Source organism: Hyphococcus sp., assembly GCF_965228385.1.
Taxonomy (GTDB): Bacteria; Pseudomonadota; Alphaproteobacteria; order Caulobacterales; family Parvularculaceae; genus Hyphococcus.
In genome coordinates this window covers 1,531,906-1,557,989 of sequence record NZ_OZ245810.1, presented here as the reverse complement: position 1 = coordinate 1,557,989, position 26,084 = coordinate 1,531,906, and the positions used below count along the sequence as shown (strand labels likewise).

The window sequence follows — 26,084 nt, the reverse complement described above, 5'->3', positions numbered from 1 at the left end:
TTCATCACAGTTCGGTGTGATGAAAAACTTGGAAAATTTGCGTCTTTTCAACCCTGTCCGACTACATATCTAATGAGATCGCGATTGATGGCGAATAAGGACGGCGGCGCCGCGTTGCATTGCATTACGCGCCCAAGTTGCAGAAACTGTAGGAACTATGGCTGAAGACAACGAAAACGATCAGGATTCACATGTCGGTCCGGGCCAGGGCGTCGGCGTCGTATCGAAAACGGCGCCCAAGACGAAGCGTCCGTCGCTTTACAAGGTGCTCCTCCTGAACGACGATTATACGCCGCAGGAGTTTGTGGTGTGGTTGCTGCAGGCCATATTCAAAAAAGATCCGGAAGAAGCGGTGCGGATCATGCTGCACGTCCATCAGAGCGGAATTGGCGTTTGCGGTGTTTACACATACGAGATTGCGGAAACGAAAGTCGCGCAAGTGATGGAATTGTCCCGCCGCAATCAGCATCCGCTGCAATGTACTATGGAACGGGAGTAGTTTGGTGGCGTCTTTCAGTAGAAATCTCGACGAAGCCCTGCATCGCGCGATCGCGCTTGCAACGGAACGCGAACATGAGCTCGCAACGCTTGAACATCTGTTGTTGTCGCTGACGGATGACCGCGATGCGGCGGCGGTGATGCGCGCATGCAATGTGGATGTCGATCTTCTTCGCCGCCAGCTTTACGAATTTATTGAAAATGAACTTGCGAACCTGACGCTTGAAAATGGCGAGCAGGCGAAACCGACAGCAAGTTTTCAGCGCGTTATTCAGCGTGCGGTCATTCATGTGCAGTCCTCCGGCCGCGAAGAGGTCACCGGCGCGAATGTGCTGGTCGCACTCTTTGCCGAACGCGAATCGCACGCCGCGCATTTCCTGCAGGCGCAAGATATGAGCCGCTTCGACGCCGTGAATTATATCTCACATGGCATTGCGAAACGGGCCGGCGAGAGCCAGCCGCGTCCGGCGCGCGGCGCGCCGGAAGAAGGCGAAGCGGCGGCGCAGGGCAAACAGGAAAGCGCGCTTGATTCTTACTGCGTCGATCTCAACGCCAAGGCGCGGGCTGGTAAAATTGATCCGCTGATCGGCCGCGAGGCGGAAGTCGAGCGCTCGATTCAGGTGCTCTGCCGCCGCCGCAAGAACAATCCGCTCCTGGTGGGCGATCCGGGCGTCGGCAAGACCGCCATCGCTGAAGGGCTGGCGCGAAAGATTGTCGATGAAGACGTGCCGGAAGTGCTGGCCGAGGCGACGATTTTCGCGCTCGATATGGGCGCGCTGCTCGCTGGCACGCGCTACCGGGGCGATTTTGAGGAGCGCATCAAATCCGTCCTGAAAGAACTTGAAGATCATGAAGACGCGATTTTGTTCATTGACGAGATCCATACGGTCATCGGCGCGGGCGCAACGTCCGGCGGCGCCATGGACGCCTCGAACCTGTTGAAGCCGGCGCTGCAATCGGGCGCGCTGCGCTGCATGGGATCTACGACGTATAAAGAATATCGCCAGCATTTTGAAAAAGATCGCGCGCTGGCGCGCCGTTTCCAGAAGATCGATGTGGTCGAGCCTTCGAAAGAAGACACGGTCGCAATTCTGATGGGACTGAAACCCTATTTCGAAAAGCACCACAAGCTGGAATATACGGACGAAGCCATCCGCGCCGCCGCCGAGCTTTCTTCGAAATACATGACCGACCGCAAATTGCCCGACAAGGCGATTGATGTCATCGATGAGGCCGGCGCGCGCCAGATGCTGTTCACCGAGGACAAGCGCGTGAAAATTATTGGCGAATCGCAGATCGAGGAAGTCGTCGCCAAGATGGCGCGCATTCCGCCGAAAAGCGTTTCCAAATCCGACACCGAACGACTGCAAAAGCTCGGAGAGGATTTGCGCCGCGTCGTCTTCGGACAGGACGAGGCTATCGACCAGCTCGCCGCCGCCATCAAACTGGCGCGCGCCGGGCTTCGCGAGCCGGAAAAGCCGATCGGCTCTTATCTCTTCGCCGGTCCCACCGGCGTCGGCAAAACGGAAGTCGCCAAGCAGCTTGGTCTCGTCATGGGCCTGGAGCTCGTGCGTTTCGATATGTCGGAATATATGGAGCGGCATACGGTATCGCGCCTGATCGGCGCGCCGCCGGGCTATGTGGGTTTCGATCAGGGCGGGCTTTTGACCGACGCCATTGACCAGAACCCGCATTGCGTATTGCTGCTGGATGAAATCGAGAAAGCGCATCCGGAAATCTTCAATATTCTGCTGCAGGTGATGGACAACGGACAGTTGACCGACGCCAATGGACGCAAGGTCGATTTCCGCAATGTGATCATTATCATGACGACAAATGCAGGCGCATTTGACGCGGCGCAGTTCGCCATCGGGTTCGCAGGCGGCAAGAAGACCGACGAAACCGAAGCCGCGATCAAGAAAATGTTCACGCCTGAATTCCGCAACCGGCTGGACGCCACCATTCAGTTCGCGGGACTCTCGCCGGCGATTATCAACCGCATCGTTGAGAAATTTGTGCTGCAACTCGAAGCGCAGCTGGCCGACCGGGGCGTTACTTTCGAGCTTAGCGAAGCGGCCACGAAATGGCTGGCCGATAAGGGCTTTGACGATGAAATGGGCGCAAGGCCGCTGGCCCGCACCATTCAGGAATATGTCAAAAAGCCGATCGCCGATGAAATCCTGTTCGGCAGCCTTAAGGGCGGCGGCGTCGTGCGGGTGCTGGTGGATGAAAAAGACACGAGCAAGCTCGCATTCGATTATATTCCGGACCCGGAAAGTCCGGACAAGCCAAAAGACGGCGGCGACGGCGCCAACGTCCCCGCGCTGATGGAATAATCATTCCTCAGCGCGCAAGCGCAGGGTAATTTCCATATCCTCTCCGGGAGCGAGGTGATCGCTCCCGAAGTCGCCGGGTTCGTGCGTGATAGGCTCGGCGCAGAAAAAATCCGCATTTTCCGGCGAGTAGAGATGCAGGAACCGCGCATTGCTTCGCATGGCGATACGCATGCTGTTCTGTACAATTTCCGCGCGCCCGTTCCAGCCGCGTAATGTCTTGTCGATGTCTTTGGACGGAACGGGCCCGCTGTGTTCGATGGCCGCCGGGTCGCCGTTTTCACCAGTCGTTTCCGCTATGTTTATTTCGGCGTCTTCGCCATTCGGGAAGAACGGGTGCAGGCCCAGCCCGGCCGGCATCGCACCACAACCGATATTGGTAATGCGAAGCGAAAGATGGAACCCCCGATCGAAATAAAATGACTGTTCGGCCCGAAAGGGAAAAGGGAACATCATCGGCGCGGGCTGATAATCCAGACGGCACGTTGCACGCGCGGGCGCGCGGCGCGAAATTTCCCAGGCTTGCGTCCAGACATGGCCGTGCAGCGCGTGTTCCGGATCGCAAGCGGGTAGCGTTGGCGCGAGGTCATAGTGACGGGCGCCAAAATCGAGGCCGCCGCGAAGCCGCCCAAACCAGGGCACGCAAGGATAACATGCGGCCTCTCGCGGATCGGCGGCGACGGTTTCAATATTGGCGGCCGGGCGAAGCATGTCCCGTCCGCGATAGCGCAGCGACATGAGCGATCCGCCGGCCTCCGGCGCTATCCATGCGCTGTAGTGTCCGTCGGCGATTTCCAGCAAGGCGCGTTTTCCTGAATGGTTTCGCGCACAGTATGGCGTTATTCGAGCGGGACCGACATGATTTTCAGCGGTTTGAGCGCCGCGTCTTCACGCACATTCCACTCCTGATCGTAAGAAGGCCAGTTGGAGGTCGCGATATAGTGAAACGCGCCGTCGACAACCGCGCCATGCGTTGGCTCGTTCCATTCCTCCAGCGCCTGTTGCATGACAGTGAAGCCTGTGATTTCCGAAACTTCATCGTCGATTTCGATACGAACGATGCGCTGCGGGGTCGCGCCGTTCTGGATGCCGATCAGATCGCCATCGTAAAGATAAAGCCCGTCTATGCCGCCGAGATGCGCGTCAGCGGTGTTTTCAAGCGCCGTCGCGGCGCCGGTTTGCGTATCGATAACAAACAGCCCGGTGAGATAATCGGCGACAAAGATGCGGTTGTTTTTTTCATCGAGCGCTATGCCCTGCAAGTTCGCGAAACGCGGGTCTTCGGCGAAGACGTCCAGCGTCTCGCCGTCCGGCGCCATGCGAAACAGGCGCGGAGTCAATGAATCGCTGGCGTAAACCGTTCCGTCTTTCGCGATTTCCAGATCGCCGAACAGCGCTTCGTCTTCGGCGGCGCGGATGTCGCGCTGGAGTGCGCCGTCTTTTGCACGAAACGCCATGACCGCTGCAAACGGCGCTTCCGGGTCGGCGTCTTTATAGGCGAGTTGATTGTTGACGACAGCCCAGACGGTCTTGCCGCGCGCTTCGATATCAAAAACGCCGCCCGGCGCGGTAGCTAAGGTTTCTACATCGCCCTTGCGGCCGGCTTTTAAAATTGATCCGTTTGCGACCGAACCGAGATAAAAAATCTTGCGTTTGCCATAGGCGAGAGCTTCGGGAAGGAGGTCCGCCTGTTCATGGTTAAACACAATGTCAGCTTCGCCGGCCGGCGCGGCGTTCGCCTCCATCTGCGCAGCGATGGGTGCGTATTGCGGTAAGGCTGTCAGCGCCTCGAACGCCGGATGACCGGAAAGGTTCAGAACGAGGCCGCGTCCCGCCGCTTTTTCGGCGAGCGCCAGCGCTTCATCGGGGCGTTCCGCCAGCATCCGCGCGAGGATGCGATTGCGCCAGACATATAAGGAATAGGTGCGGATTTCCTGCGCCGCGTCCAGATGTTCGTTCAGCGCGGCCCAGTCTTCAGACTGAAAGGCTTCGCCTGCGCGCGCCATATGGTCCTGATAGGTCTGCGGCGCTTGCGCCGCTGCTGCGCCGGCCAGCGCCAGCGCGCCAAAAATTGACGGCAGAAATCGTTTCATGTTGCGCCCCTTCATTATTCGCTGTCAGGAGAAACGGATTTGTCATCAAAAGGCAATGAATGATCGATCGCTTCGCCGTATGAAACGCTCCGCTAACCGAAAAAGACCGCCGCGAGGGAAGGTTCGCGGCGGCCTTCTAGCGGGCGCGCAGGACCGGTAAGGCCGCGCGCCAGCGGACGAGCGAACAGCCGCGAATTGGAAGGGATTTGCGGCCGCACACTCTACACCACAACAGGGGCGGCGAAACTTTACGCCCATGCTTGAATAACCGGCTGAGGCGGCGCGGCGCAAAACACGAATTCGCGAGCCCGGCTGTTTCAGATTTTATCGCGGATTTTTTTTGCCGCCGGCTCCAGCGCCGCCGCTTCGGCGGGGCCGCCGCGGGCATGGTCGTCTAAGCGCTTGCCTTCGAAAACCGGAATTATATGAAAATGCAGGTGATAGACGGTCTGGCCCGCCGGGGCGCCGTTAAACTGCGCAATGCGCACGCCGTCCGGCGCAAGCGCCTCTTTCACAGCCTTCGCGACTTTTTGCACGGCCTGCGCGAGCGCCGAGAGGTCGTCAGGGGAAATATCGAAAAGGCTGGTCGCTTTTGCGTGTTTATGAATGACAAGACAGTGGCCCTCGCTTTGCGGAAACACATCCATGAAAGCGAGAATGTCATCTGTCTCGTACAGTTTCACGCAATTCATATCGCCGCGGATAATCTTCGCAAAAATATTGTCGTTATCGTAATCCGTATCCAGACTCATTCGCTCTTACCCTCATCGATGCGGGCGCCGCCGCGGTCCGCGTTTTTCAACAGCGCGACCGCTTCGGCTTCCTGGTCGTCGGGCACGGCGATGCGCACGCCCATGACGACGGGCAGAATGGAGTTCACCGCGCCGTCAAGCAACTCGGCGTCAATATTGTGCGATTGCAAAAAGCTGACAATTATTTTGGCTTCCTGCTGATTATGCGTGCGTTTGATGACTTTCATAAAATCCTTCTACAGGCTTTTTTTGAACGGCGTGAAATTTTTCAGGGCGTCGATTTCCATGCGTGTTTCCATGCGTTCCGCTTCCAGATAGCGCCCGATCGCATCGCGAAAACCCTCATCCGGTATCCAGTGCGCGGACCATGTCGCGACCGGCTCGTAGCCGCGCGCAATCTTGTGTTGTCCCTGCGCGCCCGCTTCGACGCGCGACAGACGATGTTCAATCGCAAATTCCACGGCCTGATGATAGCACAATTCAAAATGCAGGAAGGGAATATCTTCCGTGCAGCCCCAATAGCGCCCGTAAATCGCGTCGCCGCCGATAAAGTTCAACGCGCCAGCCACCGGCGCGCCGTCCCGTTCCGCCACAATGAGCAACAGGCTGTCGGGCATACGCTCTGCAATAAGCCGGAAAAATGTGCGCGTCAGATACGGATAGCCCCATTTTCGCGCGCCTGTATCCTGATAAAACAGCCAGAAGGCGTCCCAGTGCGCTTCTGTGATGTCCGGCCCGCGCAGGCGGCGGATCGCCAGCCCGGCATTGGCTTCGCGCCGCTCCCGGCGGATCGCCTTGCGCTTGCGAGAGGCGAGGGCGCCCAGAAAGTCGTCGAATGATTGATAGCCGCGGTTCAGCCAGTGATATTGCTCGCCCATGCGGGCCAGATAGCCGGCGCGTTCCGAGGCGGTCTTGTCCGCCCCCTCCATAAAATTGATATGCGCCGAAGAGGCGCCCAGTTGTTCCGTTACCTGACGAAATGCGAGCGCGAGCGTCGTCTTTGCCGCGTCATTCAAAGCCAGCAGACGCGGGCCCGGAACGGGCGTGAACGGCGCGGCGCATAAAAGCTTTGGATAATACGCGCCGCCCGCGCGCGCATAGGCGTCGCCCAGTGATGATCAAAGACATATTCGCCCTGGCTGTGGCCCTTTGCATAAAGCGGCGCGGCGCCAGTGATGGCGGCGCCGTCTTCGACGACAAGATGCATTGGCGCCCAGCCGTTTTCAGGGGTTACGGATTTAGAATCCTCAAGCGCAGAAAGAAAAGCGTGTGCAACGAATGGATTGAATGTTTTCGCCGACGGATTGGCGAGCGCGTCCCATGCTTTTGCGTCAATGTCGTGAATTGACGAAACCGTGCGCGCAACCAGGGACTGTGAACCGTCGGGCATTAATCGATCTCAAACACTCCGTCGATTTCAACCGCCGCATTCATGGGCAGGCTTGGCGCGCCGACCGCGGCCCGCGCATGGCGGCCTGCATCGCCAAACACGGCCACCATCAGGTCGGAAGCGCCGTTGACGATTTTCGGCTGATCCGTGAAATCATCCGCACAATTGACGAATGCGCCAAGTTTTACAACGCGCTTCACGCGGCCCAGATCGCCGCCGCAGGCGTTTTTCAGTTGCGCGATCAAATTCACGCCGCAGGCCTGCGCCGCTTCGACGCCATTCTCGTAGGACACGTCCTTGCCGACTTTTCCCGCGATCAGCCCGTTCGGACCGATGGAGACCTGACCGGAAATAAAAACGTGATTGCCCGTAATCACATACGGCACGTAATTGGCGACGGGCGCAGCCGGTTCAGGCAGGATGATTCCGAGTTCGTCAAGTTTTGCATCGATACCGGTCATGGGCGCGTCCTTTTTTCAAACAATGATCGTAAGCTATTCATCGGTTGCGATGACTTCAATCTCAATCCGCCGGTTGCGTTCACGCCCCGCGGGCGTCGCATTGCTGACGAGCGGCTGCGCCGACCCGACGCCGCGCGCGGTAATGCGCGCGGCCGGCGCGCCGACGGATGTTAAAAATGTGCGCACTGCGTCAGCGCGATAACCGCTGAGTTGCAGGTTGCGCGCGGCGTTGCCGCTGGCGTCGGTGTGGCCGGTGACGCGCAGGCGCGCCTGCGGGCAGTTGCTTAACTGCGATGCGATTTCCCGGAGCTGGTTGCGCGAACGCGTATCGATATCGGCGCGCGCGCTGGAAAAACCGATGCGTCTTTCATTGGCGGCGGCTTGAAGAAGTGCAACGCAATCGGGCGCCGCCGGTTCTTCTTCGTTTTCTTCAGGAGCGGCTGGCGTGTCTGCAGGGAGCGCCGCCGCTTCGGGGGAGGATCCCACCGCCTGTTCGTCCGGTTGCGATTGTGCTTCCGCTGTCAATTCAGGTGTTTCTTCGGGTAATTCTGTGCGTGTTTCCTCTGGCGGCGGCGCATCGACAGCAACATCGATTGTTGTCGCAAAGGCGTCCGGCAATCGCGCTGACAAGTTCGTCAGCGACTGGCGGGAGGATTGAGACCGCGCCGTTCCCGATATCTCGATTTGTGCGCCGCTGATCACGGCTTCGCCGTGTTGTAATTGCGCAAGACCGGCGAGAACGAGATTGACGGCGGAAAGCCACTCATGTTCCGGCGCCGGCGCGCCGGCTGCGAGATCAATGGTTCCGGATATTTCCGCGCCAGGGAAGGCGGCGCGCGCAAGTTCGCGCATGGCGTGGCGCGTATCATCGTTGGGCGCGTAACCGGTGAGAGTGACGGCGCCGTTTTCATATTGCGCAATGAGCGTGAAGGGGTCCGCGATGGGCGCCGCCGGCGCTGCGGTCAGGCCGCTGGCGTCAACGGCTGTGACGCCGCCAAGCAGTGCGCCGCCCCGCCATTGCGCCGATGACATGCGCTGAACCAGCGCCGCGCGCGTTTCTTCGCTTGGCGCTTCCCCGCTGATGACAAGTTTTTGTCCGTCTATTTCGAATGCCGCCCATTGCGCGGCGGAAACGCCGAGCGCATCGGCGGCGCGCTGGCGCAGTTTCGATTCCGCCGTCGCCGCAGAACCCGGAACATTCTCCACACTGACGGCGGCGACACCGATCAGGGCGACCAGCGACAGGCCGAGAAAAATTTTCAGCAGAGTCTTCATGACGGGCGTTTTGCCGCGTCACGCGCGGATTGTCACCACTCCAGGATAACTTTGCCTGACTGGCCCGAGCGCATGACATCGAACCCTTTTTGATAGTCGTCTATGGCATAGCGGTGCGTGAGGATGGGTGAAAGGTCGAGGCCGGCCTGCAGCATGGCGCCCATTTTGTACCAGGTCTCGAACATGCGTCGGCCGTAGATGCCTTTAATTTCAAGCCCTTTGAAAATCACCTTGTCCCAGTCGACGCCGGCGCCCTTGGGCATGATCCCCAGCATGGCGATCTTGCCGCCGTGATTCATCGTATCGAGCATGGTCTGGAAAGCGGACGGCACGCCTGACATTTCCAGGCCCACATCAAAGCCTTCGGTCATTTTCAAATCGGACATGACGTCTTTCAGCGAATCATTGGCCACGTTTACCGTGCGCGTCGCGCCCATTTTTTGCGCCAGATCGAGCCGGTAATCGTTGACGTCGGTGACCACGACGTGGCGCGCGCCGCAAAACTTCGCGATCGCCGCCGCCATGATCCCAATGGGCCCGGCGCCGGTTATCAGGACATCCTCGCCCACAAGGTCAAAGGCGAGGGCGGTGTGCGTGGCGTTTCCGTAAGGATCGAAGATCGCGCCCATATCGTCGGAGACGGCTTCAGGCAGTTTGTAGACGTTAAACGCGGGCACGGCGACATATTCCGCGAAAGAGCCCGGCCGGTTGACGCCGACCCCGACCGTGTTGCGGCAAAGATGGCGCTTGCCCGCGCGGCAATTCCGGCAATAGCCGCAGGTGACATGGCCCTCGGCTGAGACCCGGTCGCCGATTTTCATGTTGAAATGCTCAAGATGAACCTCGGCGCCGATTTCAACGATCTCGCCCGCGAATTCATGCCCCACGGTCATCGGTACGGGAATCGTTTCCTGCGCCCAGTCGTCCCAGTTATAAATATGAACGTCCGTGCCGCAGATGGCTGAGCGTTTCACCTTGATCAGCACGTCATTGACGCCGACTTCGGGACGGCTTGTATCGACCATCCAGATGCCTTCTTCGGGTTTGGCTTTCATCAGGGCTTTCATGGCGCACCATTTGTTGGCGTTTTACAGAACGCGAAGGCCATGTTCTTAACAGGCAAAAAAAGCGCCGTCACTATGGCGACGGCGCTGTTATTGTTCACGCTTGGATGAACACGGGCTGTTTTCGCGGCGATCAGGATTTTTTGTCTTTCTTATCGTCCTTGTCTTCACGGCGCTCGTCGATCTTCTCACTTTCGGTCGGCGGGCTGGCCGGCGCCGGCGGATCGCTTGCGGGGAAGGATTCGTCCAGCGCTTCGTCCAGTTCCTTCTGTTCTTCCTTGGTCGGTTTCTTTTCGGCGCCCATGGCGTCTTCTCCTTTGCAACCTTGTCCCTAGGAACGCTTGATAACGCCCATTTGTTCCCCGACCTTGACGAAAGCCGCGACGGCCTCGTCAACCTGATCGTCAGTATGGGCGGCGCACATTTGCGTTCGGATGCGCGCTTTTTCCTTTGGCACGACAGGAAATGAAAACGCCGTAACATAGACGCCTTCATCCATCAGCGCCGCCGCCATATCGCCGGCTTTTTTGGCGTCGTAGATCATGATGGGAATGATCGGATGCTCGCCGGGGAGGAGTTCAAAACCCGCCGCGGTCATCTGTTCGCGAAACCGGCGCGCATTGCGAAAGAGCTGTTCGCGAAGCCCCGCGCCGTCGCGTATCAGCTCCAGCGTTTTCAGGCTCGCGCCGAGAAGCGCCGGCGTCAGCGCATTGGAAAAAAGATAGGGCCGGGCGCGATTGCGCAACAGGTGCACGACTTTTTCCGACGCGCAGATATACCCGCCCATGCCGCCGCCCAGCGCCTTGCCGAGCGTGCCCGTTAAAATATCGATGCGTCTGGCGACGCCGCAATGGGCGGGCGTGCCCTCGCCATGGGGTCCCATGAAGCCGGTGGCGTGCGCATCGTCGACCATGACCAGCGCGTCGAATTCATCCGCAAGCGCACAAATTTCGTCCAGCTTTGCGATATAGCCGTCCATGGAAAATACGCCGTCAGTGACGATCAGCTTTGTGCGCGCGCCGTCCGTCTCCGCCTGTTGCAGCTGCATGCGCAGATCGTCCATATCGGAATTGGCGAAGCGATAGCGTTTGGCTTTGCACAAGCGCACCCCGTCGATGATGGAGGCGTGGTTGAGCGCGTCGGAAATGATCGCGTCCTCCGCTTCCAGCAGCGGCTCGAACACGCCGCCATTGGCGTCAAAGCAGGCGGCGAACAATATGGAATCCTCATAACCCAGAAAATCGGCGATTTCGCGTTCCACGCGTCTGTGCAGATCGGTGGTGCCGCAGATGAAGCGCACCGAAGCCATGCCGTAACCATATTCGTCCATGGTGGTTTTCGCCGCCTCAACCAGCGCCTTGCTGTCGGCGAGGCCGAGATAATTGTTGGCGCAGAAATTCAGCACTTTTTTGCGCGCGCCCTTATGCTCGACCTCGATCACCGGGCCTTGCGGCGAAGTGATCTGGCGCTCGATTTTTTCCAGCCCCTGATCGCGGATGTCTTCTATTGTCGCGGCGATTCGGTCATAAAAGGCGCGGCGCATGGCGGGTCCCTATCTGTTCTGCTGGCGATAATGCGGCGCTATTGGTTTGGCGCCGCCGGGGCGGCGGGTCAACGACCGGTCCGGAGCGCCCGTAGCACTTTGCCGCCGGCGCCAGGTTGATTTATTGCGTTAAATTAGCAAACTTGTGTGCGCAATCGTAACAAAATGGAAGAAACGACATGAAAACCAGAGCCGCCATTGCTGTCGAACCCAACAAACCGCTGGTTATTGAGGAAGTGGACCTGGAAGGCCCGAAAGAAGGCGAGGTGCTTGTGGAGATCATGGCGACGGGCATCTGCCACACCGACGCCTATACGCTGGAAGGCAAGGACAGTGAAGGCATTTTCCCCTCGATCCTCGGTCATGAAGGCGCCGGGATCGTGCGCGAGGTCGGCAAGGGCGTCACGTCCGTCGCGCCCGGCGATCATGTAATTCCTCTGTACACGGCGGAATGCCGCCAGTGCAAAACCTGCCTGTCGCAGAAATCAAACCTGTGCACGTCCGTGCGCGCGACGCAAGGCAAGGGTGTGATGCCCGACGGCACGAGCCGCTTTTCATGGAAGGGAAAGCCGCTGGCGCATTATATGGGCTGCTCGACCTTTTCGAATTTCACCGTCCTGTCGGAATATTCCGTGGCGAAAATCAGAAAAGACGCCCCCTTCGACAAGGCCTGCTATATCGGCTGCGGCGTCACCACCGGCGTCGGCGCCGTGGTGTGGACGGCGGGGGTTGAACCCGGCGCCAATGTCGCCGTCTTCGGGCTTGGCGGCATCGGGCTCAACGTCATTCAGGGCGCGCAGATGGTGGGCGCCGACAAGATCATCGGCGTTGACATTAACCCTGCGCGCGAAGGCATCGCCCGCGAATTCGGCATGACGGATTTCGTCAACGCGCAAGAGATTGGCGCCGGGAATGTCGTCGACAAGGTCATCGAACTCACCGGCGGCGGCGCGGATTACTCATTCGACTGCACCGGCAATACGGATGTGATGCGCCAGGCGCTGGAATGCTGCCACCGCGGCTGGGGCGAATCGATCATCATCGGCGTCGCCGAAGCGGGCAAGGAAATCTCAACGCGGCCGTTTCAGCTCGTTACGGGCCGCGTCTGGAAAGGCACGGCCTTCGGCGGGGCGCGCGGGCGCACCGACACGCCGAAAATCGTCGACTGGTATATGGACAAGAAAATCCAGATCGACCCGCTGATCACCCACACCATGCCGCTCGAAGACATCAACAAGGCGTTTGACCTGATGCATGAGGGAAAGAGTATTCGAAGCGTGGTGGTTTATTGATATTGCAGCGCGAGCGCTTATAACTAATAGAGTTGCGTTCGACTGAATAAATCATTTCAAGCGAGGTCGAACGCAATGACTTCAGTTCACGCAATCATCGTTGTGATGATCAGACTCTGGTCGGCGAGTGCTATCATCAACTCTCTTATGCTGGCGCCAGTCTACGTTGAGATGACCCTCAGCGGCACGCCAGACCGGAGTATCATTTTTCAACTCGCTGCGTTTGGAGTGTGGTTGATTCTTGGTGTTATTGCATGGTTCACCGCCCCGTGGCTTTCGCGACGTGTACTCAGCAATAGCAAAAAGCCGGACTTAAATCTCAATATCGATGCACAGACATTGATTGCTATTGGTAGTTTTTTAATCGGCATCGCTTATCTTGCCATGCATCTGCCTCCAATCCTGATTGATTGGGCGAGCTGGCTTATCCAACGGGCAGGCGAATCTCCCACGCAGGAATCTCACTTTGGAACGTCTCAGCGAAATATCATTCACTGGAACAGCTTCATCTCCAACTTTTCAATAGTGATCGTCGCGTCGGCCATGGCTTTTCGACCGTCCTATCTTGCTCGCATATTCAATTGGTTGCGATCTGCGGGGCATCAAAAAGAATCGGAAGTCCAATCATAACAATCGTGAATTTGATATATTCGCTGAGCCATGAGGCAGACCCGAAGCTTATTGACACGCCGCTCATCCCGGCGGAAGCCGGGACCCAGCGTTTCAAATTGTCGGGCGAAGCCCGGCTTTATTCTTTCACTGGATTCCGGCTTGCGCCGGAATGATCGGAAATAGGTTATGAAGCAGGTTTCATCCACAAAATCCTTCGGCGGCCGCCAAGCCGTCTACGCGCACCAAAGCGGTGCGTGTCATTGCGAGATGAAATTCGCGGTGTTCACGCCGCCGGAAGAAACGCACGGGGCGGGGCCGTTCCCCGTGCTCACCTGGCTGTCGGGGCTGACCTGCACCGAAGAGAATTTCATCACCAAATCGGGCTTTCAGCGCGTCGCGGCGGAACTGGGGCTGATCGTCGTTGCGCCGGATACAAGCCCGCGGGGTGAAGGCGTGCCCGACGACAAGGACGAGGCGTATGATTTCGGGCTCGGCGCCGGATTTTATCTGAACGCCACGCAAGACCCGTGGTCCAAGCATTATAATATGTACGACTACGTCACGCGCGAACTGCCTGCGCTGATCGAAAAAGAGTTTCCCGTGGATGCCGCGCGCGCCGGAATATTCGGTCACTCCATGGGCGGGCACGGCGCGCTCACGATCCACCTCAAAAACCCGGAGCAATTCAAAACCTGCTCCGCCTTCGCGCCCATCGTCGCGCCGTCACAGGTTCCGTGGGGCGAGAAAGCCTTTTCGAATTATCTGGGGTCCAACGCCACCGACTGGGCCGATTATGACGCGACGGAACTTGTCGCCAAACATACGACGCAGACCGAAATTCTCATCGATCAGGGTACGGCGGATAATTTTCTTGAAGAGCAGTTGCGCCCGGAGTTATTCGCGGCGGCTGCAAACAAGGCCGGACAGAAACTGACGCTGCGCATGCAAGACGGCTACGACCATTCTTACTATTTCATATCGACCTTCATCGAAGATCATCTGCGCTGGCACGCCGAGCGGCTGTGAGGCAGTTTTTCCTCCCCCATGAATGGGGGAGGAGAAATAAATGGTGCGCGCGGCGCAACATTCATCGCGTCTGGGGCGAAAAGCACGGGCTGCACTCGCCCGTTCAACCTCAATAGATCAGGCGTTTTGTGAATATTCGCGCTCACCAACGCGGCGTGCAAATACGCCGTTTGTCCACGGGCGCATGGTTAACGCGTAGGGTCGCTATCGATGAACGGGTAGCGCTTCATCCTGAGGAAAATTTTCCTTCGCTCTTCGAGACGGTCTTCCGGCCTTTTCAGGATGTAGGAAAATTTTGTCTTGAAGGATGACGAGATTTTTTGAGTATAAAACGAAAATGACCATTGAAAGTTGCACAACATTCGCCGCCAGCCAGGGAACGGCGCGAAAAATGCGCGGGAAAAAGTTGCGCAACTTTTCCGGAACAGGACGTTTACGCCGCGGGCGCGTAGCCCGCGACGGATTTCAATTCGAGAAATTCATCAAAGGCGTGACGGCCGAACTCGCGCCCGTTGCCGGAGCGTTTGAACCCGCCGAACGGCACGGTGAAATCCATCTGCGCGCCATTGAGGTAAATATACCCGGCGCGGATTTTCGCGGCCACTTCGCGCGCATGTTCAATGTCGCCGCTATGCACATAACCGGCAAGGCCGTATTCTGTGTCGTTGGCGATGTTTATGGCTTCTTCCTCCGTGTCGTAACCGATAATGCACAGGACCGGGCCGAAAATTTCCTCGCGCGCGATGGTCATGTCGTTGGTGACATTGGCGAAGATCGTCGGGCGCACATAGTAACCCGTTTCAAGACCTTCCGGTTTCCCGTGACCGCCCTTGACGACGGTGGCGCCTTCCTTGACGCCTTCCTCGATCAGGCCCTGAATCTTGTCCCATTGCGCCTCGGAGACGACCGGCCCCATTTTCGCCGATGCCGGATCGCCCGGCGTCCAGCCTTCCGCCGCCTCGACGGCGCGTTTGACGATCTCCTCCATTTTGGAATTCGGCGCGATCATGCGCGACGGCGCGTTACAGGACTGGCCGGAATTCGCCATCATGCCGGAAACCGACGCCTTGATCGCCTTGTCGAGGTCCGCATCTTCAAGAATGATGTTCGGCGACTTGCCGCCCAGCTCCTGATGCACGCGCTTGACTGTCGGCGCGGCCTTTTGCGCCACGTCAACGCCCGCGCGCGTCGAGCCGGTGAACGACACCATGTCGATGCCGTCGTGAGCGGCGATGGCGGCGCCCACCGTCGGCCCGTCGCCGTTAACGAGGTTGTAGACGCCCTTGGGCAGTCCCGCTTCGTGCAGGACTTCGGCGAAAAGATAGGCGGAGAAGGGCGCGATTTCGGAAGGCTTATGAACGATCGTGCAGCCGGTGAGCATCGCCGGCGCGAACTTCGCCGCGATCTGGTTGATCGGCCAGTTCCACGGCGTGATGAAACCGCAAACGCCAATCGGCTCCTTCACCACGCGGCTCGCGCCGTAATCTTCCTCAAACGCGAAGTCTTTCGCCGCCTTGATCCCGGTCATGAAATGGCCGAGCGCCGACATGGCCTGCGGGCCTTCGGCGAGCCAGGCGGGGGCGCCCATTTCCTCGGTGATTGCAGCGGCGATATCGCTCGCGCGGGATTTGTAGGTCTCGATGATTTTCGACATGACGCCAATGCGATCGTCGAGCGAGGTATTGCGCCAGTCGTCAAATGCAGCGCGCGCCGCCGCGACGGCGGCGTCCACATCGCTCTCGCTCCCCAGGCTGATTTTGCCCGCGGGCTTTTCCGTCGCCGGGTTGATGACGTCCAGCGTTTTCGCGCCTTTTGGCTCGATCCATTCGCCGCCGATATAAAATTTCGTGTAGTCGCGCATCTGAGGCTCCTCCCGTTCAGGGTTCGCGTGAAGTCATTGCTGGGCGCTATATCGTCTTTTCGGGGCGGAATTGAACCCTTGACGCGCAGCCGATGCGCCGCGCCGGACGGCAAGGGCGCGCGCCGGCGCGCCAAAGCGGGCGAAAATCGCAAAAGATTTCTCAAATTCGGTAACGAAAATGGGGCCTTATGTGCTATTATGGAAGACAAACGGGAGGAAAAAAACCGCGATGAACCTTGCGGGTCTTATCCAGCCTTTTGTCGGCCGCACCGGCGGTCTGATCGCCGCCATGCGCGCCGTGCAAAAGCAGTATGGCCATATTCCGGCGGAAGCGGATGCAATCGCCGCCGATCTGTTCAACCTGTCGCGGGCTGAGGTGAAGGGCGTGATCAGTTTTTATCATGACTTCACCCGCGCCCCGAAAGACGGGACCGTCATGCGGCTTTGCGCGGCGGAGGCGTGTCAGGCGGCGGGCGGGCGCGCGCTGATCGCCGAGATTGAAAAGAAATACGCCGTGAAAATGGGTGAAGCCGCCGCCGCGAAAGATCTGACTCTGGAGCCCGTTTACTGCCTCGGGCTGTGTTCGGTCGCGCCGTCGGCGATGGTGGGCGACCGGTTGGTGGCGCGGGCCGACGCCGGCAAAATTGACAAGGCGCTCTCGCGCGCAAGGAAGGAGCGTGCGGCGTGACCCGGCTGAAGGTTTTTTTGCCGCTCGATTCCGCCGCCGTTGCGCTGGGTGCGGACGATCTCGCCGATGCGCTGAGGCGCGAAGCGCAGACGCGCAAGATCAAACTGGAGATTATTCGCACCGGCTCACGCGGCATGCACTGGCTGGAGCCTTTGCTGGAAGTGGAGCGCGAGGGAACGCGCATCGGTTACGGGCCCGTCGGCGAAGATGATGCGGCGGCGCTTCTCGATGCGATCGCCGGCGGCGGCGAGCACGGCAAATGCGTCGGCGCGGTTGAGGGTATCCCATTCTTTCAGCAGCAGACGCGGCTGATTTTCGAGCGCTGCGGCGTCATCGATCCGTTGTCGCTGGAAGACTATGGAAAACATGGCGGCCTCGCCGGTCTGGATAAGGCGCTGAAAATGGACGCGGGCGCGGTCTGCGAAGAGATCATGCAAAGCGGCCTGCGCGGGCGCGGCGGCGCCGGATTTCCGGCGGGGATCAAGTGGAAGACCGTGAGCGAGGCGCCGGGCGACGAGAAATACATCGTCGTCAACGCCGATGAGGGCGACAGCGGCACCTTCGCGGACCGGATGATCATGGAAGGCGATCCGTTTACCCTGATCGAAGGCATGATTATCGCCGGCGTCGCCGTCGGCGCGACCAAAGGCTATATCTATCTGCGCTCGGAATATCCCGTCGCCGAGCGCGTGCTGAAAGAAGCGATTGCAAAGGCGAAGGCGGCTGGTTTGCTCGGCGATAATGTGCGCGGCGCCGGCAAGGGTTTCGAAATAGAAGTCTTCATGGGCGCGGGGGCTTACATCTGCGGGGAGGAAACGTCGCTGTTGAACAGCCTTGAAGGCAAACGCGGCGAAGTGCGCGCCAAGCCGCCGCTGCCGGCGCTAGAAGGCCTCTTCGGCAAGCCGACGCTGGTGCATAACGTGATCACCCTTTGCTCGGTTCCTGCGATCATGGCGCGCGGTGCGAAATTCTATCGCGATTTCGGCATGGGCAAGTCCATGGGCACCATGCCGTTTCAGCTCGCGGGCAATATCAAGCATGGCGGATTGTTCGAGACCGCGTTCGGCGTGACGCTCGGGCGCCTGGTGAACGAAATAGGCGGCGGAACGCTGAGCGGAAAGAAAGTCCGCGCCGCGCAGATCGGCGGCCCCCTCGGCGCTTATCTGCCGCCTTCGCTTTTCGATCTGCCCATGGACTACGAAACCATGCTCGAAAACGGCGCGGGCGTCGGTCATGGCGGCGTCGTGGTGTTCGACGAAAGCGTCAATCTGCTTGAACAGGCGCGCTACGCGTTCGAATTCTGCGTCGAGGAAAGCTGCGGCAAGTGTACGCCCTGCCGCGTCGGCTCGGTGCGCGGCGTCGAAGTGATCGACCGCATTGCGGCGCGCAAGGACCATGAAAAGAATCTGACCGTGCTCGACGATTTGTGCGAATTAATGGTCGACGGTTCGCTCTGCGCCATGGGCGGCATGACGCCGATCCCCGTGCAAAGCGCGGTGAAACATTTTCCGGAAGATTTCGGGATTAAAACATAGATGACCGGTATCTCGCTTGCCCCTGGCTACAAAAAAACGCCTCATCCTGAGGCGCAACCGCAACGCGTTTGCCTCGAAGGATGTGCGGCGCACTTGGAAACTGTCTCACATCCTTCGAGGCTTTTCCGCAATCTGCGGATTGCGAAAAAGACGCCTCAGGATGAGGGCCGTATTGGTTTCGAGCCGACCGCCAAGGAGGAGGGCCTCCCGCAATGAGTTTATTGAAAGAAAAAGACTACGGCACGCCAAAACCGAAGACCGATAAAAAAGTGACGGTGGAGATTGACGGTTTCAAGGTTGACGTCGAGGAAGGCGCCAGCGTCATGCGCGCCGCCGCCGAGGCGGATATCTCCATCCCGAAGCTTTGCGCCACCGATACTATGCAGGCCTTCGGTTCCTGCCGCCTGTGCCTTGTCGAGATCGAAGGCCGCAAGGGAACCCCGGCTTCGTGCACGACGCCGGTCGCGGAAGGCATGAAAATCAGCACCCAGACGGACCGCCTCGCAAAGCTGCGCCGGGGCGTGATGGAGCTTTATATCTCCGATCACCCGCTCGATTGCCTTACCTGTTCGGATAATGGCGATTGCGAGTTACAGGATATGGCGGGCGCGGTGGGCCTGCGCGATGTGCGATACGGTTATGACGGCGACAATCATCTGGACAAGGCGAAAGACGTCTCCAATCCTTATTTCGAATTCGACCCTTCGAAATGCATTGTCTGCTCGCGCTGCGTCAGGGCTTGCGATGAGGTGCAAGGCACGCTGGCGCTGACGATTGAGGGGCGCGGCTTTGACTCAAAGGTCTCCGTCGGCGGCGCGGACTTTTTCGATTCCGAATGCGTTTCCTGCGGCGCCTGTGTTGAGGCTTGCCCGACTGCGACCTTGCAGGAAAAGTCGGTTGTCCAACACGGCGTACCGGACAGAACCGTCCTCACCACCTGCGCCTATTGCGGCGTCGGCTGCTCGTTCAAGGCGGAGTTGAAGGGCGATCAGATCATCCGCATGACGCCGCACAAGGACGGCAAGGCCAATCACGGCCATTCTTGCGTCAAGGGGCGCTTTGCGTGGGGCTACGCCACGCACAAGGACCGGATCACGAAGCCGATGATCCGCGAGAAGATCACTGACCCATGGCGTGAAGTGAACTGGGCGGACGCCATCGACTTCGCTGCGGCGCGCCTGAAAACCACGCAGGAAAAATACGGTCGCAAATCCATCGGCGCGATTTCATCGTCCCGCTGCACCATCGAAGAAGTCTGGGCGGTGGTGAAAATGGTGCGCACGGCGTTCGGCAACAATAATATCGACACTTGCGCGCGCGTCTGTCACTCGCCGACCGGTTACGGCCTGAAACAGACTTTCGGCACATCCGCCGGAACGCAGGATTTTGACAGCGTCGAGGAAGCGGACGTCATCCTCCTGATCGGCGCCAACCCGACCGACGCGCATCCCGTCTTCGCCTCGCAGATGAAACGGCGTCTTCGGAAAGGCGCCAAACTCATCATCGCCGATCCGCGCGCCATTGACCTCGTGCGAACGCCGCATATCGAAGCGGCGCATCACTTGCCGTTGCAACCCGGCACGAATGTCGCGCTGATCAATGCGTTCGCGCATGTGGCGGCGGCTGAAAACATGATCGATGATGCGTTCGTTAAGGAACGCTGCGATCTTGGCTCGTTCAAAGAATGGCTCGATTTCATCAGAGGTGAAGAAAATTCTCCCGAGGCGGTCGCGAAAGTCACCGGCGTTCCGGCTGAGGACATCCGCGCGGCCGCGCGGACTTACGCGACTGGTGGAAGCACGGTGGGCGGGAACGCGGCGATCTATTACGGGCTCGGCGTCACCGAGCACAGCCAGGGCTCGACCATGGTCATGGGCATGGCCAATCTCGCCATGGCGACGGGGAATATCGGCAGGCGCGGCGTCGGCGTGAACCCCTTGCGCGGACAGAATAACGTGCAAGGATCCTGCGACATGGGTTCGTTCCCGCACGAATTTTCCGGCTACCGCCATGTTTCCGACGATACGGTGCGCGCCGAATTTGAAAAAGCCTGGGGGCGCGAGCAGGACGCGGAGCCCGGATACCGCATCCCGAATATGTTCGACGAGGCGATAGCCGGGTCTTACAAGGGGCTCTATGTACAGGGAGAAGACATCGCCCAGTCCGATCCCAACACCCAGCACGTGGAAGCCGCGCTGAAAGCCATGGACGTCATTATCGTGCAGGATCTTTTCCTGAACGAAACCGCGCGCTTCGCTCATGTTTTTCTGCCGGGTACGTCATTTCTTGAGAAAGACGGATGTTTCATCAACGCCGAACGGCGGATCAACCGGGTCCGGCCCGCCATGCGCGCGCAGCCCGGCGTGCAGGAGTGGGAAGCAACGCAAATGCTGACCAACGCCCTTGGCTATGCGGAAATGAACTATGAGAGCGCCGCCGATATCATGGATGAAATTGCGGCGCTGACGCCGACATTCGCTCATGTCTCCCACAACATGCTGGACGAAAAGGGGAGCGTCCAATGGCCGTGCAACGACGCGGCGCCGGACGGCACGCCGATCATGCATGTGGACGGGTTCGTGCGCGGCAAGGGCGCCTTCGTGACCACGGAATATGTCCCGACCACGGAGAAAACGACCCGCAAGTTCCCCTTGATACTCACGACGGGGCGCATCCTGTCGCAATATAATGTCGGCGCGCAGACGCGGCGCACGCAAAATTCCGACTGGCACGAGGAAGACGTTCTGGAAATCCACCCCGCCGACGCCGAGGCGCGCGGCGTGCATGACGGACACTGGGTGTCGATCCGAAGCCGCAAGGGCGAGATTACGCTGAAAGCGGTTATTTCGACGCGCATGGCGCCGGGCGTTGTCTATACGACGTTTCACCATCCGGTAACCGGGGTGAATGTGGTGACGACGGAAAATTCCGACTGGGCGACCAACTGTCCGGAATACAAGGTCACCGCCGTCGAGGTGGCGCCGGCGAACCATAAATCTCAGTGGCAGGAAGAATACGAAGCCACAACGCCGAAACTGCGCCGTATTCTCGATGCGGGTGTCGCCGAGCCTGCGGAATGATGACGAGCACGCGCTTTTCTCCCCCCGTTTACGGGGGGAGTGCCCCCGCAGGGGGCGAGGGGGGTGCTTGCGACATAACCCCCTCCGTCCATCCGCATCGCTGTCGCGATTGCGTTTGGACACCTCCCCCGCAGGCGGGGGAGGAATAGGCCGGAATGAGCAAAAAGATTTCATTCACAACGCACGGCGTCCCGCCGTATATCAAGCATTCGGTTGATATTAGCGATGGAAAACAATGGTCCGTACCCGCCGAAATCCCTGTCGCCTTTGTTTACAACCGCCGAAACTACGCCGTCATGCTGGCGACGCCCGCCGACATGGAAGATTTTGCCGTCGGGTTCTCGCTCACCGAACGGGTTGTTGATAAGCCGGAAGAGATATCTTCGGCCGATATTCATCAAAGCACGCGCGGTATCGAGTTACATATTGCGATCGCGCCTGAAAAGCTGGAGCGGCTCGACCTGCGCCAGCAGCGCCGCAATATCGTTGGCCGGGCCGGCTGCGGCGTCTGCGGTCTTGAAAATGCGGACGTGTTTTTTGAAACCCTGCCGCGCGCTGCGGATGAGAAATTGCGTTTGCCTTCGTCTGCATTGAAAAACGCGCTTGAAAATCTGCGCGAGCATCAACCGCTAAACAATACGACAAGAACAGTGCATGGCGCCGCATGGGCGGATATGAATGGCGATATCCTGCTCGCGCGGGAGGATGTGGGGCGGCATAATGCACTGGATAAGGTGCTGGGCGCGCTGGCGCGTGAAGAAATGAATTTGCAAAACGGTTTTGTCCTCATGTCGAGCCGGTGTTCTTACGAGATTATCGAAAAAGCGGCGCGGCTTGGCGTTTGCGCCGTCGCGAGCGTTTCCGGGCCCACGGCGTTTGCCGTCAGGAAGGCGCAGGAAGCCAATATTGCGCTTTACTGCCGCGCGGGCGAAAGTTTCGTAGAAGTACTGGAGTCATCGCCATAACAATGCCTTGCGTAATAACAGCACAAAAGCCGACCGGGGATTCATGACCGAACAAAAACTGCCCGCGCCGGGCGTGCCTGATATTGAAATCGCCCGCGCCGCATCCATGCGGCCAATTCTCGATATTGCAAAAGAACGCTTTGGCGCGCCGGCCGAGGCGCTTGTCCCTTACGGCCACCACAAGGCCAAAGTCTCGCTTGATTATATCGCCTCCCTTGAAAGCGAGAAAAACGGCAAGCTGGTGCTGGTGACGGCGGTGACCCCGACCCCGGCGGGCGAGGGGAAAACGACAACGAGCGTCGGCCTGACCGACGGGCTGAATAAAATCGGCATGAACGCCATGGTCTGCCTGCGCGAGCCGTCGCTTGGCCCCTGTTTCGGGATGAAAGGCGGCGCCGCCGGAGGCGGACGCGCGCAGGTTCTGCCCATGGAAGACATCAACCTGCATTTCAACGGCGATTTTCACGCGATAACATCCGCACACGCTCTTTTGGCGGCGCTGATCGACAACCATATTCACTGGGGGAATGAACAGAACATCGATCCGAGACGCGTGAACTGGCGGCGCGTTGTCGATATGAATGATCGCGCGCTCAGAAACATCAATGTCGGGCTTGGCGGACCTGCGCATGGCGTGCCGCGCGAGAGCGGTTTCGACATTACCGTCGCCTCCGAAATTATGGCGATCTTCTGTTTGGCCGCGGACCTGAAGGATCTGCAAAGAAGGCTCGGCGACATTATTATCGCGCTGCGCTATGACAAAACCCCGGTGCGCGCGCGCGACATCGGCGCGGACGGCGCCATGGCGGTATTGTTGAAAGACGCGCTTGCGCCCAACCTTGTGCAGACGATCGAGCACAATCCGGCGTTCATTCACGGCGGTCCGTTCGCCAATATCGCTCATGGCTGCAATTCGGTAATGGCGACGCAGACAGCGCTGAAACTGGCCGATGTGGTCGTGACGGAGGCGGGGTTCGGCGCTGATCTGGGCGCCGAAAAATTTCTCGACATCAAGTGCCGGCAGTCAGGCCTGTGGCCGGACGCCGTCGTGCTGGTCTGCACCATTCGCGCGCTGAAAATGCAGGGCGGCGTCGCCAAAACGGATCTTGTTGCGCCTGACGCAGAAGCGGTTGAGCGCGGCTGCGTCAATCTTATCCGGCATATCGAAAATCTCAAAAAATTCGGTATCACGCCGATCGTTGCGATCAATCACTTTGTCAAGGATACGGATGATGAAATCGGCGTTGTTCAGCGCATCTGCGCGGAGCAGGGCGTCTCCTCCGCCATCGCCAAGCACTGGGCGAAGGGCGGCGCGGGGACGGTTGCGCTGGCGGAAGTCTTGAAGGCGCAGCTGGAGGCGGCGCATGGCGAGCCAAAATATCTTTATACGGATGAAATACCGCTGGCCAAGAAGATAGAAACCATCGCGCGGGAAATTTATCGCGCGGACCATGTGGAGTTTCATTCCAGCGCTGCGCGCAGCCTGAAGCAGTTTGAATCCTTCGGCTATGGCGAACTGCCCGTCTGCATCGCCAAGACGCAATACAGTTTTTCCACTGACGCAAAGGCGGTCGGCGCGGCGCAAGCCCACACGCTTGAGGTGCGCGAGGCGCGTCTGTCAGCGGGGGCGGGGTTTGTCGTGGCGATTTGCGGCGACATCATGGTAATGCCCGGCCTGCCCAGAAAACCGGCGGCGCTGGAGATCGGCCTTGATGAAAATGGCGATATCGTTGGTCTGGCGTGAGAGAACTCTTCCCCCGTGTACGGGGGAAGTACCGGCGAAGCCGGGGATGGGGGTTAACCCCCTCCGTCAGCTTCGCTGACACCTCCCCCATAAACGGGGGAGGAAAAGCCCTGTTCCAGTTTGCTCAGCCTTGCGCCGGCGTGGTATGATTAGGGCGATGAAAAAACTGACCGACACATTCGGACGCAACATCACCTATCTTCGCCTCTCGGTGACGGACAGGTGCGATTTGCGCTGCGCTTACTGCATGGCCGAGCACATGACGTTCCTGCCCAAGCGAGAGGTCTTGAGCCTTGAGGAGCTTGAGCAGCTTTCCGGCGCGTTTATCGACCGGGGCGTTAAGAAAATTCGCATTACGGGCGGTGAGCCGCTGGTGCGCCGCGATATCATGACGTTGATGGCGCGGCTGGGGCGGCGTCTTGAAGCGGGCGAGTTTGAAGAGCTCACCCTGACGACGAATGCGACGCAGCTTGTTCACCACGCGGACGTTTTGCGATCTGTCGGCGTCAAGCGCGTCAACGTCTCGCTGGATACGCTCGACGATGAAAAATTCGCCGGCCTGACGCGGCGCAACGCCCTGTCGAAAGTGCTTGCCGGCCTTGATGCGGCGCAGGCGGCGGGGCTTAAAGTCAAAATCAACACCGTAGCGCTGAAAGGCGTCAACGAAGATGAAATCCCCGCCATGATCGCGTGGGCGCACGGACGCGGCATGGACCTGACGCTGATTGAAGTTATGCCCCTCGGCGAGATTGAGGCGGACCGCGTCGATCAATATCTCCCGCTGACAGCGGTTGAGGATAATCTTCGGACGCAATGGACGCTGACGCCGCTGGAAATGCGCACGGGCGGCCCTGCGCGCTACGTCAAAGTGGAAGACACCGGCGGCGTACTCGGTATGATCACGCCGCTGACGAATAATTTCTGCGCCGGCTGCAATCGCGTGCGCGTCACCTGTACGGGCCAGATCTATATGTGCCTCGGGCATTCGGACCGGATCGACCTGCGTGCGGCGCTCCGAAGCGAGAAGCCGGACGCGGCGCTTGATGCTGCGCTCGGCCGGGCCATGTTGAAAAAGCCGGAGCGCCATGCGTTTGATATTTCCGAGCGGGGCGCTGCGCCATCTGTTTCACGGCATATGTCGGTAACTGGCGGTTAGCGATGGCGCGGATTTTGTTTTTCGGCAAGCTCGGCGATCTGGCCGGCGCGCGCGAGCGAAACGTGGCGCTTACAAAAGAGCCTGAAACTGTAAACGGCCTTATCGCGGCGATCGGCAAGGACGACAGCGTGCTCGCCGCAGCGCTACAGGAAATTTCCGTACGCGTTATCGTCAATGAAGAAATGGCTTCCGGCGATACGCCGATTACCGACAAGGACGAAATCGCGTTTCTCCCGCCGGTCAGCGGCGGCTAGAAGGCATGATAAAAATCACTGACAAACCGTTTGACCCCGGCGCCGAAGTCGCAAATTTCGAACGCGCCGCGAAAGGCGCCGGCGCCGTCGTCAGTTTTCTCGGCAAAGTGCGCGAGGAGGCGAACAGCGAAAAGGTGACTTCGCTTTTTCTTGAGCATTATCCGGGCGTCACGGAAAACTCCATCGCCAAAATCGAAACGGCTGCGCAAAAGCGATGGGCGATCAAAAATACGCTTATTATTCACCGGGTCGGCGCTCTCACGCCGGGCGAGCCGATTGTCATGGTCTGCGTAGCGTCTGCGCACCGGCGCGACGCTTTCGAGGCGGCAGATTTTCTGATGGACTATCTGAAAACCGAGGCCATGTTCTGGAAAAAGGAAATCCGGGGCGCCAGTGAAGCGTGGATCGAACCGCGCGATGAGGATTATAAAGACGCGCAACGATGGCGGGAGGGAAACTGAC

Annotated in this window: 23 protein-coding genes and 1 pseudogene; 13 read left to right on the top strand and 11 right to left on the bottom strand. The window is 59.1% G+C overall.

The genetic code is table 11. The features are described from left to right. The first annotated feature begins 157 nt into the window (after window positions 1-157). Together clpS and clpA are read left to right on the top strand one after the other, a co-directional pair. Window positions 158-499: an ATP-dependent Clp protease adapter ClpS gene (clpS, locus tag ACQK2Q_RS07260; protein ID WP_425409078.1), complete on the top strand. Its 342-nt coding sequence runs from the start codon at window positions 158-160 to the stop codon at window positions 497-499. 4 nt (window positions 500-503) lie between these two features. Continuing rightward, window positions 504-2,834, top strand: a complete 2,331-nt coding sequence (gene clpA / locus ACQK2Q_RS07255; RefSeq protein WP_425409077.1) for an ATP-dependent Clp protease ATP-binding subunit ClpA — start codon at window positions 504-506, stop codon at window positions 2,832-2,834. Here clpA and ACQK2Q_RS07250 read toward each other — a convergent pair whose 3' ends face one another. The 10 genes and pseudogenes from ACQK2Q_RS07250 to ACQK2Q_RS07205 all read right to left on the bottom strand — a co-directional run bounded on the left by ACQK2Q_RS07250 (window position 2,835) and on the right by ACQK2Q_RS07205 (window position 11,409). After that, a complete protein-coding gene (locus ACQK2Q_RS07250; RefSeq protein ID WP_425409076.1) occupies window positions 2,835-3,632 on the bottom strand; it encodes a hypothetical protein in 798 nt (265 codons plus the stop codon). 38 nt (window positions 3,633-3,670) lie between these two features. Next, on the bottom strand, window positions 3,671-4,924 hold the full coding sequence (locus ACQK2Q_RS07245; RefSeq protein ID WP_425409075.1) for an SMP-30/gluconolactonase/LRE family protein: 1,254 nt from the start codon (window positions 4,922-4,924) through the stop codon (window positions 3,671-3,673). Between the two features lie 317 nt (window positions 4,925-5,241). Further along, window positions 5,242-5,676 (bottom strand): HIT family protein, encoded by a 435-nt coding sequence (locus ACQK2Q_RS07240; protein WP_425409074.1) that lies wholly within the window; start codon window positions 5,674-5,676, stop codon window positions 5,242-5,244. Beyond that, the gene (locus ACQK2Q_RS07235; RefSeq protein ID WP_425409073.1) at window positions 5,673-5,903 is read right to left on the bottom strand and encodes a putative signal transducing protein; all 231 of its coding nucleotides are present in this window, start codon (window positions 5,901-5,903) and stop codon (window positions 5,673-5,675) included. Before ACQK2Q_RS07235 ends, ACQK2Q_RS07240 begins: the two co-directional genes overlap by 4 nt. A gap of 9 nt (window positions 5,904-5,912) precedes the next feature. Next, window positions 5,913-7,066: pseudogene (locus ACQK2Q_RS07230) on the bottom strand (GNAT family N-acetyltransferase). After that, entirely contained in the window at window positions 7,066-7,527 is a 462-nt protein-coding gene (locus ACQK2Q_RS07225; RefSeq protein WP_425409072.1) for a RidA family protein, read from the bottom strand. The pseudogene ACQK2Q_RS07230 and the gene ACQK2Q_RS07225 overlap by 1 nt, the downstream one beginning before the upstream one ends. 33 nt (window positions 7,528-7,560) lie before the next feature. Continuing rightward, window positions 7,561-8,802, bottom strand: a complete 1,242-nt coding sequence (locus ACQK2Q_RS07220) for an OmpA family protein (RefSeq protein WP_425409071.1) — start codon at window positions 8,800-8,802, stop codon at window positions 7,561-7,563. A 32-nt stretch (window positions 8,803-8,834) separates the two neighbouring features. After that, window positions 8,835-9,869 (bottom strand): L-threonine 3-dehydrogenase, encoded by a 1,035-nt coding sequence (gene tdh, locus ACQK2Q_RS07215; RefSeq protein ID WP_425409070.1) that lies wholly within the window; start codon window positions 9,867-9,869, stop codon window positions 8,835-8,837. A gap of 130 nt (window positions 9,870-9,999) precedes the next feature. Next, window positions 10,000-10,170, bottom strand: coding sequence for a hypothetical protein (locus ACQK2Q_RS07210; protein WP_425409069.1), 171 nt, complete (start codon window positions 10,168-10,170; stop codon window positions 10,000-10,002). Window positions 10,171-10,197: 27 nt separating this feature from the next. Continuing rightward, a complete protein-coding gene (locus tag ACQK2Q_RS07205) occupies window positions 10,198-11,409 on the bottom strand; it encodes a glycine C-acetyltransferase (RefSeq protein ID WP_425409068.1) in 1,212 nt (403 codons plus the stop codon). 179 nt (window positions 11,410-11,588) lie between these two features. On the opposite strand from ACQK2Q_RS07205, the gene ACQK2Q_RS07200 reads away from it, so the two are divergent. The 3 genes from ACQK2Q_RS07200 (at window position 11,589) to fghA (ending at window position 14,339) form a co-directional block, all read left to right on the top strand. Beyond that, the gene (locus tag ACQK2Q_RS07200) at window positions 11,589-12,701 is read left to right on the top strand and encodes an S-(hydroxymethyl)glutathione dehydrogenase/class III alcohol dehydrogenase (RefSeq protein WP_425409067.1); all 1,113 of its coding nucleotides are present in this window, start codon (window positions 11,589-11,591) and stop codon (window positions 12,699-12,701) included. Window positions 12,702-12,776: 75 nt separating this feature from the next. After that, window positions 12,777-13,331 carry a hypothetical protein gene (locus tag ACQK2Q_RS07195; RefSeq protein WP_425409066.1) on the top strand — a complete coding sequence of 185 codons (555 nt, stop codon included), beginning with the start codon at window positions 12,777-12,779 and terminating at the stop codon, window positions 13,329-13,331. A gap of 168 nt (window positions 13,332-13,499) precedes the next feature. After that, window positions 13,500-14,339: an S-formylglutathione hydrolase gene (gene fghA / locus ACQK2Q_RS07190; RefSeq protein WP_425409065.1), complete on the top strand. Its 840-nt coding sequence runs from the start codon at window positions 13,500-13,502 to the stop codon at window positions 14,337-14,339. A 433-nt stretch (window positions 14,340-14,772) separates the two neighbouring features. Here the strand turns inward: fghA and ACQK2Q_RS07185 are convergent, their stop codons facing one another. Next, the gene (locus ACQK2Q_RS07185; RefSeq protein WP_425409064.1) at window positions 14,773-16,200 is read right to left on the bottom strand and encodes an aldehyde dehydrogenase family protein; all 1,428 of its coding nucleotides are present in this window, start codon (window positions 16,198-16,200) and stop codon (window positions 14,773-14,775) included. 229 nt (window positions 16,201-16,429) lie between these two features. On the opposite strand from ACQK2Q_RS07185, the gene ACQK2Q_RS07180 reads away from it, so the two are divergent. From ACQK2Q_RS07180 to ACQK2Q_RS07145, 8 genes are all read left to right on the top strand, one after another. Further along, window positions 16,430-16,888, top strand: coding sequence for an NAD(P)H-dependent oxidoreductase subunit E (locus ACQK2Q_RS07180; protein ID WP_425409063.1), 459 nt, complete (start codon window positions 16,430-16,432; stop codon window positions 16,886-16,888). Next, window positions 16,885-18,423 (top strand): formate dehydrogenase beta subunit, encoded by a 1,539-nt coding sequence (locus ACQK2Q_RS07175; protein ID WP_425409062.1) that lies wholly within the window; start codon window positions 16,885-16,887, stop codon window positions 18,421-18,423. The genes ACQK2Q_RS07180 and ACQK2Q_RS07175 overlap by 4 nt, the downstream gene beginning before the upstream one ends. Window positions 18,424-18,635: 212 nt before the next feature. Beyond that, entirely contained in the window at window positions 18,636-21,503 is a 2,868-nt protein-coding gene (gene fdhF, locus ACQK2Q_RS07170; protein ID WP_425409061.1) for a formate dehydrogenase subunit alpha, read from the top strand. A gap of 155 nt (window positions 21,504-21,658) precedes the next feature. Further along, window positions 21,659-22,468 carry a formate dehydrogenase accessory sulfurtransferase FdhD gene (gene fdhD / locus ACQK2Q_RS07165; RefSeq protein WP_425409060.1) on the top strand — a complete coding sequence of 270 codons (810 nt, stop codon included), beginning with the start codon at window positions 21,659-21,661 and terminating at the stop codon, window positions 22,466-22,468. Window positions 22,469-22,511: 43 nt separating this feature from the next. Further along, entirely contained in the window at window positions 22,512-24,212 is a 1,701-nt protein-coding gene (locus ACQK2Q_RS07160; RefSeq protein ID WP_425409059.1) for a formate--tetrahydrofolate ligase, read from the top strand. 157 nt (window positions 24,213-24,369) lie between these two features. Beyond that, window positions 24,370-25,368: a GTP 3',8-cyclase MoaA gene (gene moaA, locus ACQK2Q_RS07155; protein WP_425409058.1), complete on the top strand. Its 999-nt coding sequence runs from the start codon at window positions 24,370-24,372 to the stop codon at window positions 25,366-25,368. A 2-nt stretch (window positions 25,369-25,370) separates the two neighbouring features. Next, window positions 25,371-25,622 carry a MoaD/ThiS family protein gene (locus tag ACQK2Q_RS07150; RefSeq protein ID WP_425409057.1) on the top strand — a complete coding sequence of 84 codons (252 nt, stop codon included), beginning with the start codon at window positions 25,371-25,373 and terminating at the stop codon, window positions 25,620-25,622. 5 nt (window positions 25,623-25,627) lie between these two features. Beyond that, complete coding sequence (locus tag ACQK2Q_RS07145) at window positions 25,628-26,083, top strand: molybdenum cofactor biosynthesis protein MoaE (RefSeq protein ID WP_425409056.1); 456 nt, start codon at window positions 25,628-25,630, stop codon at window positions 26,081-26,083. Window position 26,084 lies beyond the last annotated feature (1 nt).

Bases quoted from the DNA above. Each gene is read 5' to 3' on its own strand.
- clpS (WP_425409078.1), top strand. From the start codon at position 158: ATGGCTGAAGACAACGAAAACGATCAGGATTCACATGTCGGTCCGGGC.
- ACQK2Q_RS07245 (WP_425409075.1), bottom strand. From the start codon at position 4,924: ATGAAACGATTTCTGCCGTCAATTTTTGGCGCGCTGGCGCTGGCCGGC.
- ACQK2Q_RS07240 (WP_425409074.1), bottom strand. From the start codon at position 5,676: ATGAGTCTGGATACGGATTACGATAACGACAATATTTTTGCGAAGATT.
- ACQK2Q_RS07235 (WP_425409073.1), bottom strand. From the start codon at position 5,903: ATGAAAGTCATCAAACGCACGCATAATCAGCAGGAAGCCAAAATAATT.
- ACQK2Q_RS07225 (WP_425409072.1), bottom strand. From the start codon at position 7,527: ATGACCGGTATCGATGCAAAACTTGACGAACTCGGAATCATCCTGCCT.
- ACQK2Q_RS07220 (WP_425409071.1), bottom strand. From the start codon at position 8,802: ATGAAGACTCTGCTGAAAATTTTTCTCGGCCTGTCGCTGGTCGCCCTG.
- tdh (WP_425409070.1), bottom strand. From the start codon at position 9,869: ATGAAAGCCCTGATGAAAGCCAAACCCGAAGAAGGCATCTGGATGGTC.
- ACQK2Q_RS07210 (WP_425409069.1), bottom strand. From the start codon at position 10,170: ATGGGCGCCGAAAAGAAACCGACCAAGGAAGAACAGAAGGAACTGGAC.
- ACQK2Q_RS07205 (WP_425409068.1), bottom strand. From the start codon at position 11,409: ATGCGCCGCGCCTTTTATGACCGAATCGCCGCGACAATAGAAGACATC.
- ACQK2Q_RS07200 (WP_425409067.1), top strand. From the start codon at position 11,589: ATGAAAACCAGAGCCGCCATTGCTGTCGAACCCAACAAACCGCTGGTT.
- ACQK2Q_RS07195 (WP_425409066.1), top strand. From the start codon at position 12,777: ATGACTTCAGTTCACGCAATCATCGTTGTGATGATCAGACTCTGGTCG.
- fghA (WP_425409065.1), top strand. From the start codon at position 13,500: ATGAAGCAGGTTTCATCCACAAAATCCTTCGGCGGCCGCCAAGCCGTC.
- ACQK2Q_RS07185 (WP_425409064.1), bottom strand. From the start codon at position 16,200: ATGCGCGACTACACGAAATTTTATATCGGCGGCGAATGGATCGAGCCA.
- ACQK2Q_RS07180 (WP_425409063.1), top strand. From the start codon at position 16,430: ATGAACCTTGCGGGTCTTATCCAGCCTTTTGTCGGCCGCACCGGCGGT.
- fdhF (WP_425409061.1), top strand. From the start codon at position 18,636: ATGAGTTTATTGAAAGAAAAAGACTACGGCACGCCAAAACCGAAGACC.
- fdhD (WP_425409060.1), top strand. From the start codon at position 21,659: ATGAGCAAAAAGATTTCATTCACAACGCACGGCGTCCCGCCGTATATC.
- ACQK2Q_RS07160 (WP_425409059.1), top strand. From the start codon at position 22,512: ATGACCGAACAAAAACTGCCCGCGCCGGGCGTGCCTGATATTGAAATC.
- moaA (WP_425409058.1), top strand. From the start codon at position 24,370: ATGAAAAAACTGACCGACACATTCGGACGCAACATCACCTATCTTCGC.
- ACQK2Q_RS07150 (WP_425409057.1), top strand. From the start codon at position 25,371: ATGGCGCGGATTTTGTTTTTCGGCAAGCTCGGCGATCTGGCCGGCGCG.
- ACQK2Q_RS07145 (WP_425409056.1), top strand. From the start codon at position 25,628: ATGATAAAAATCACTGACAAACCGTTTGACCCCGGCGCCGAAGTCGCA.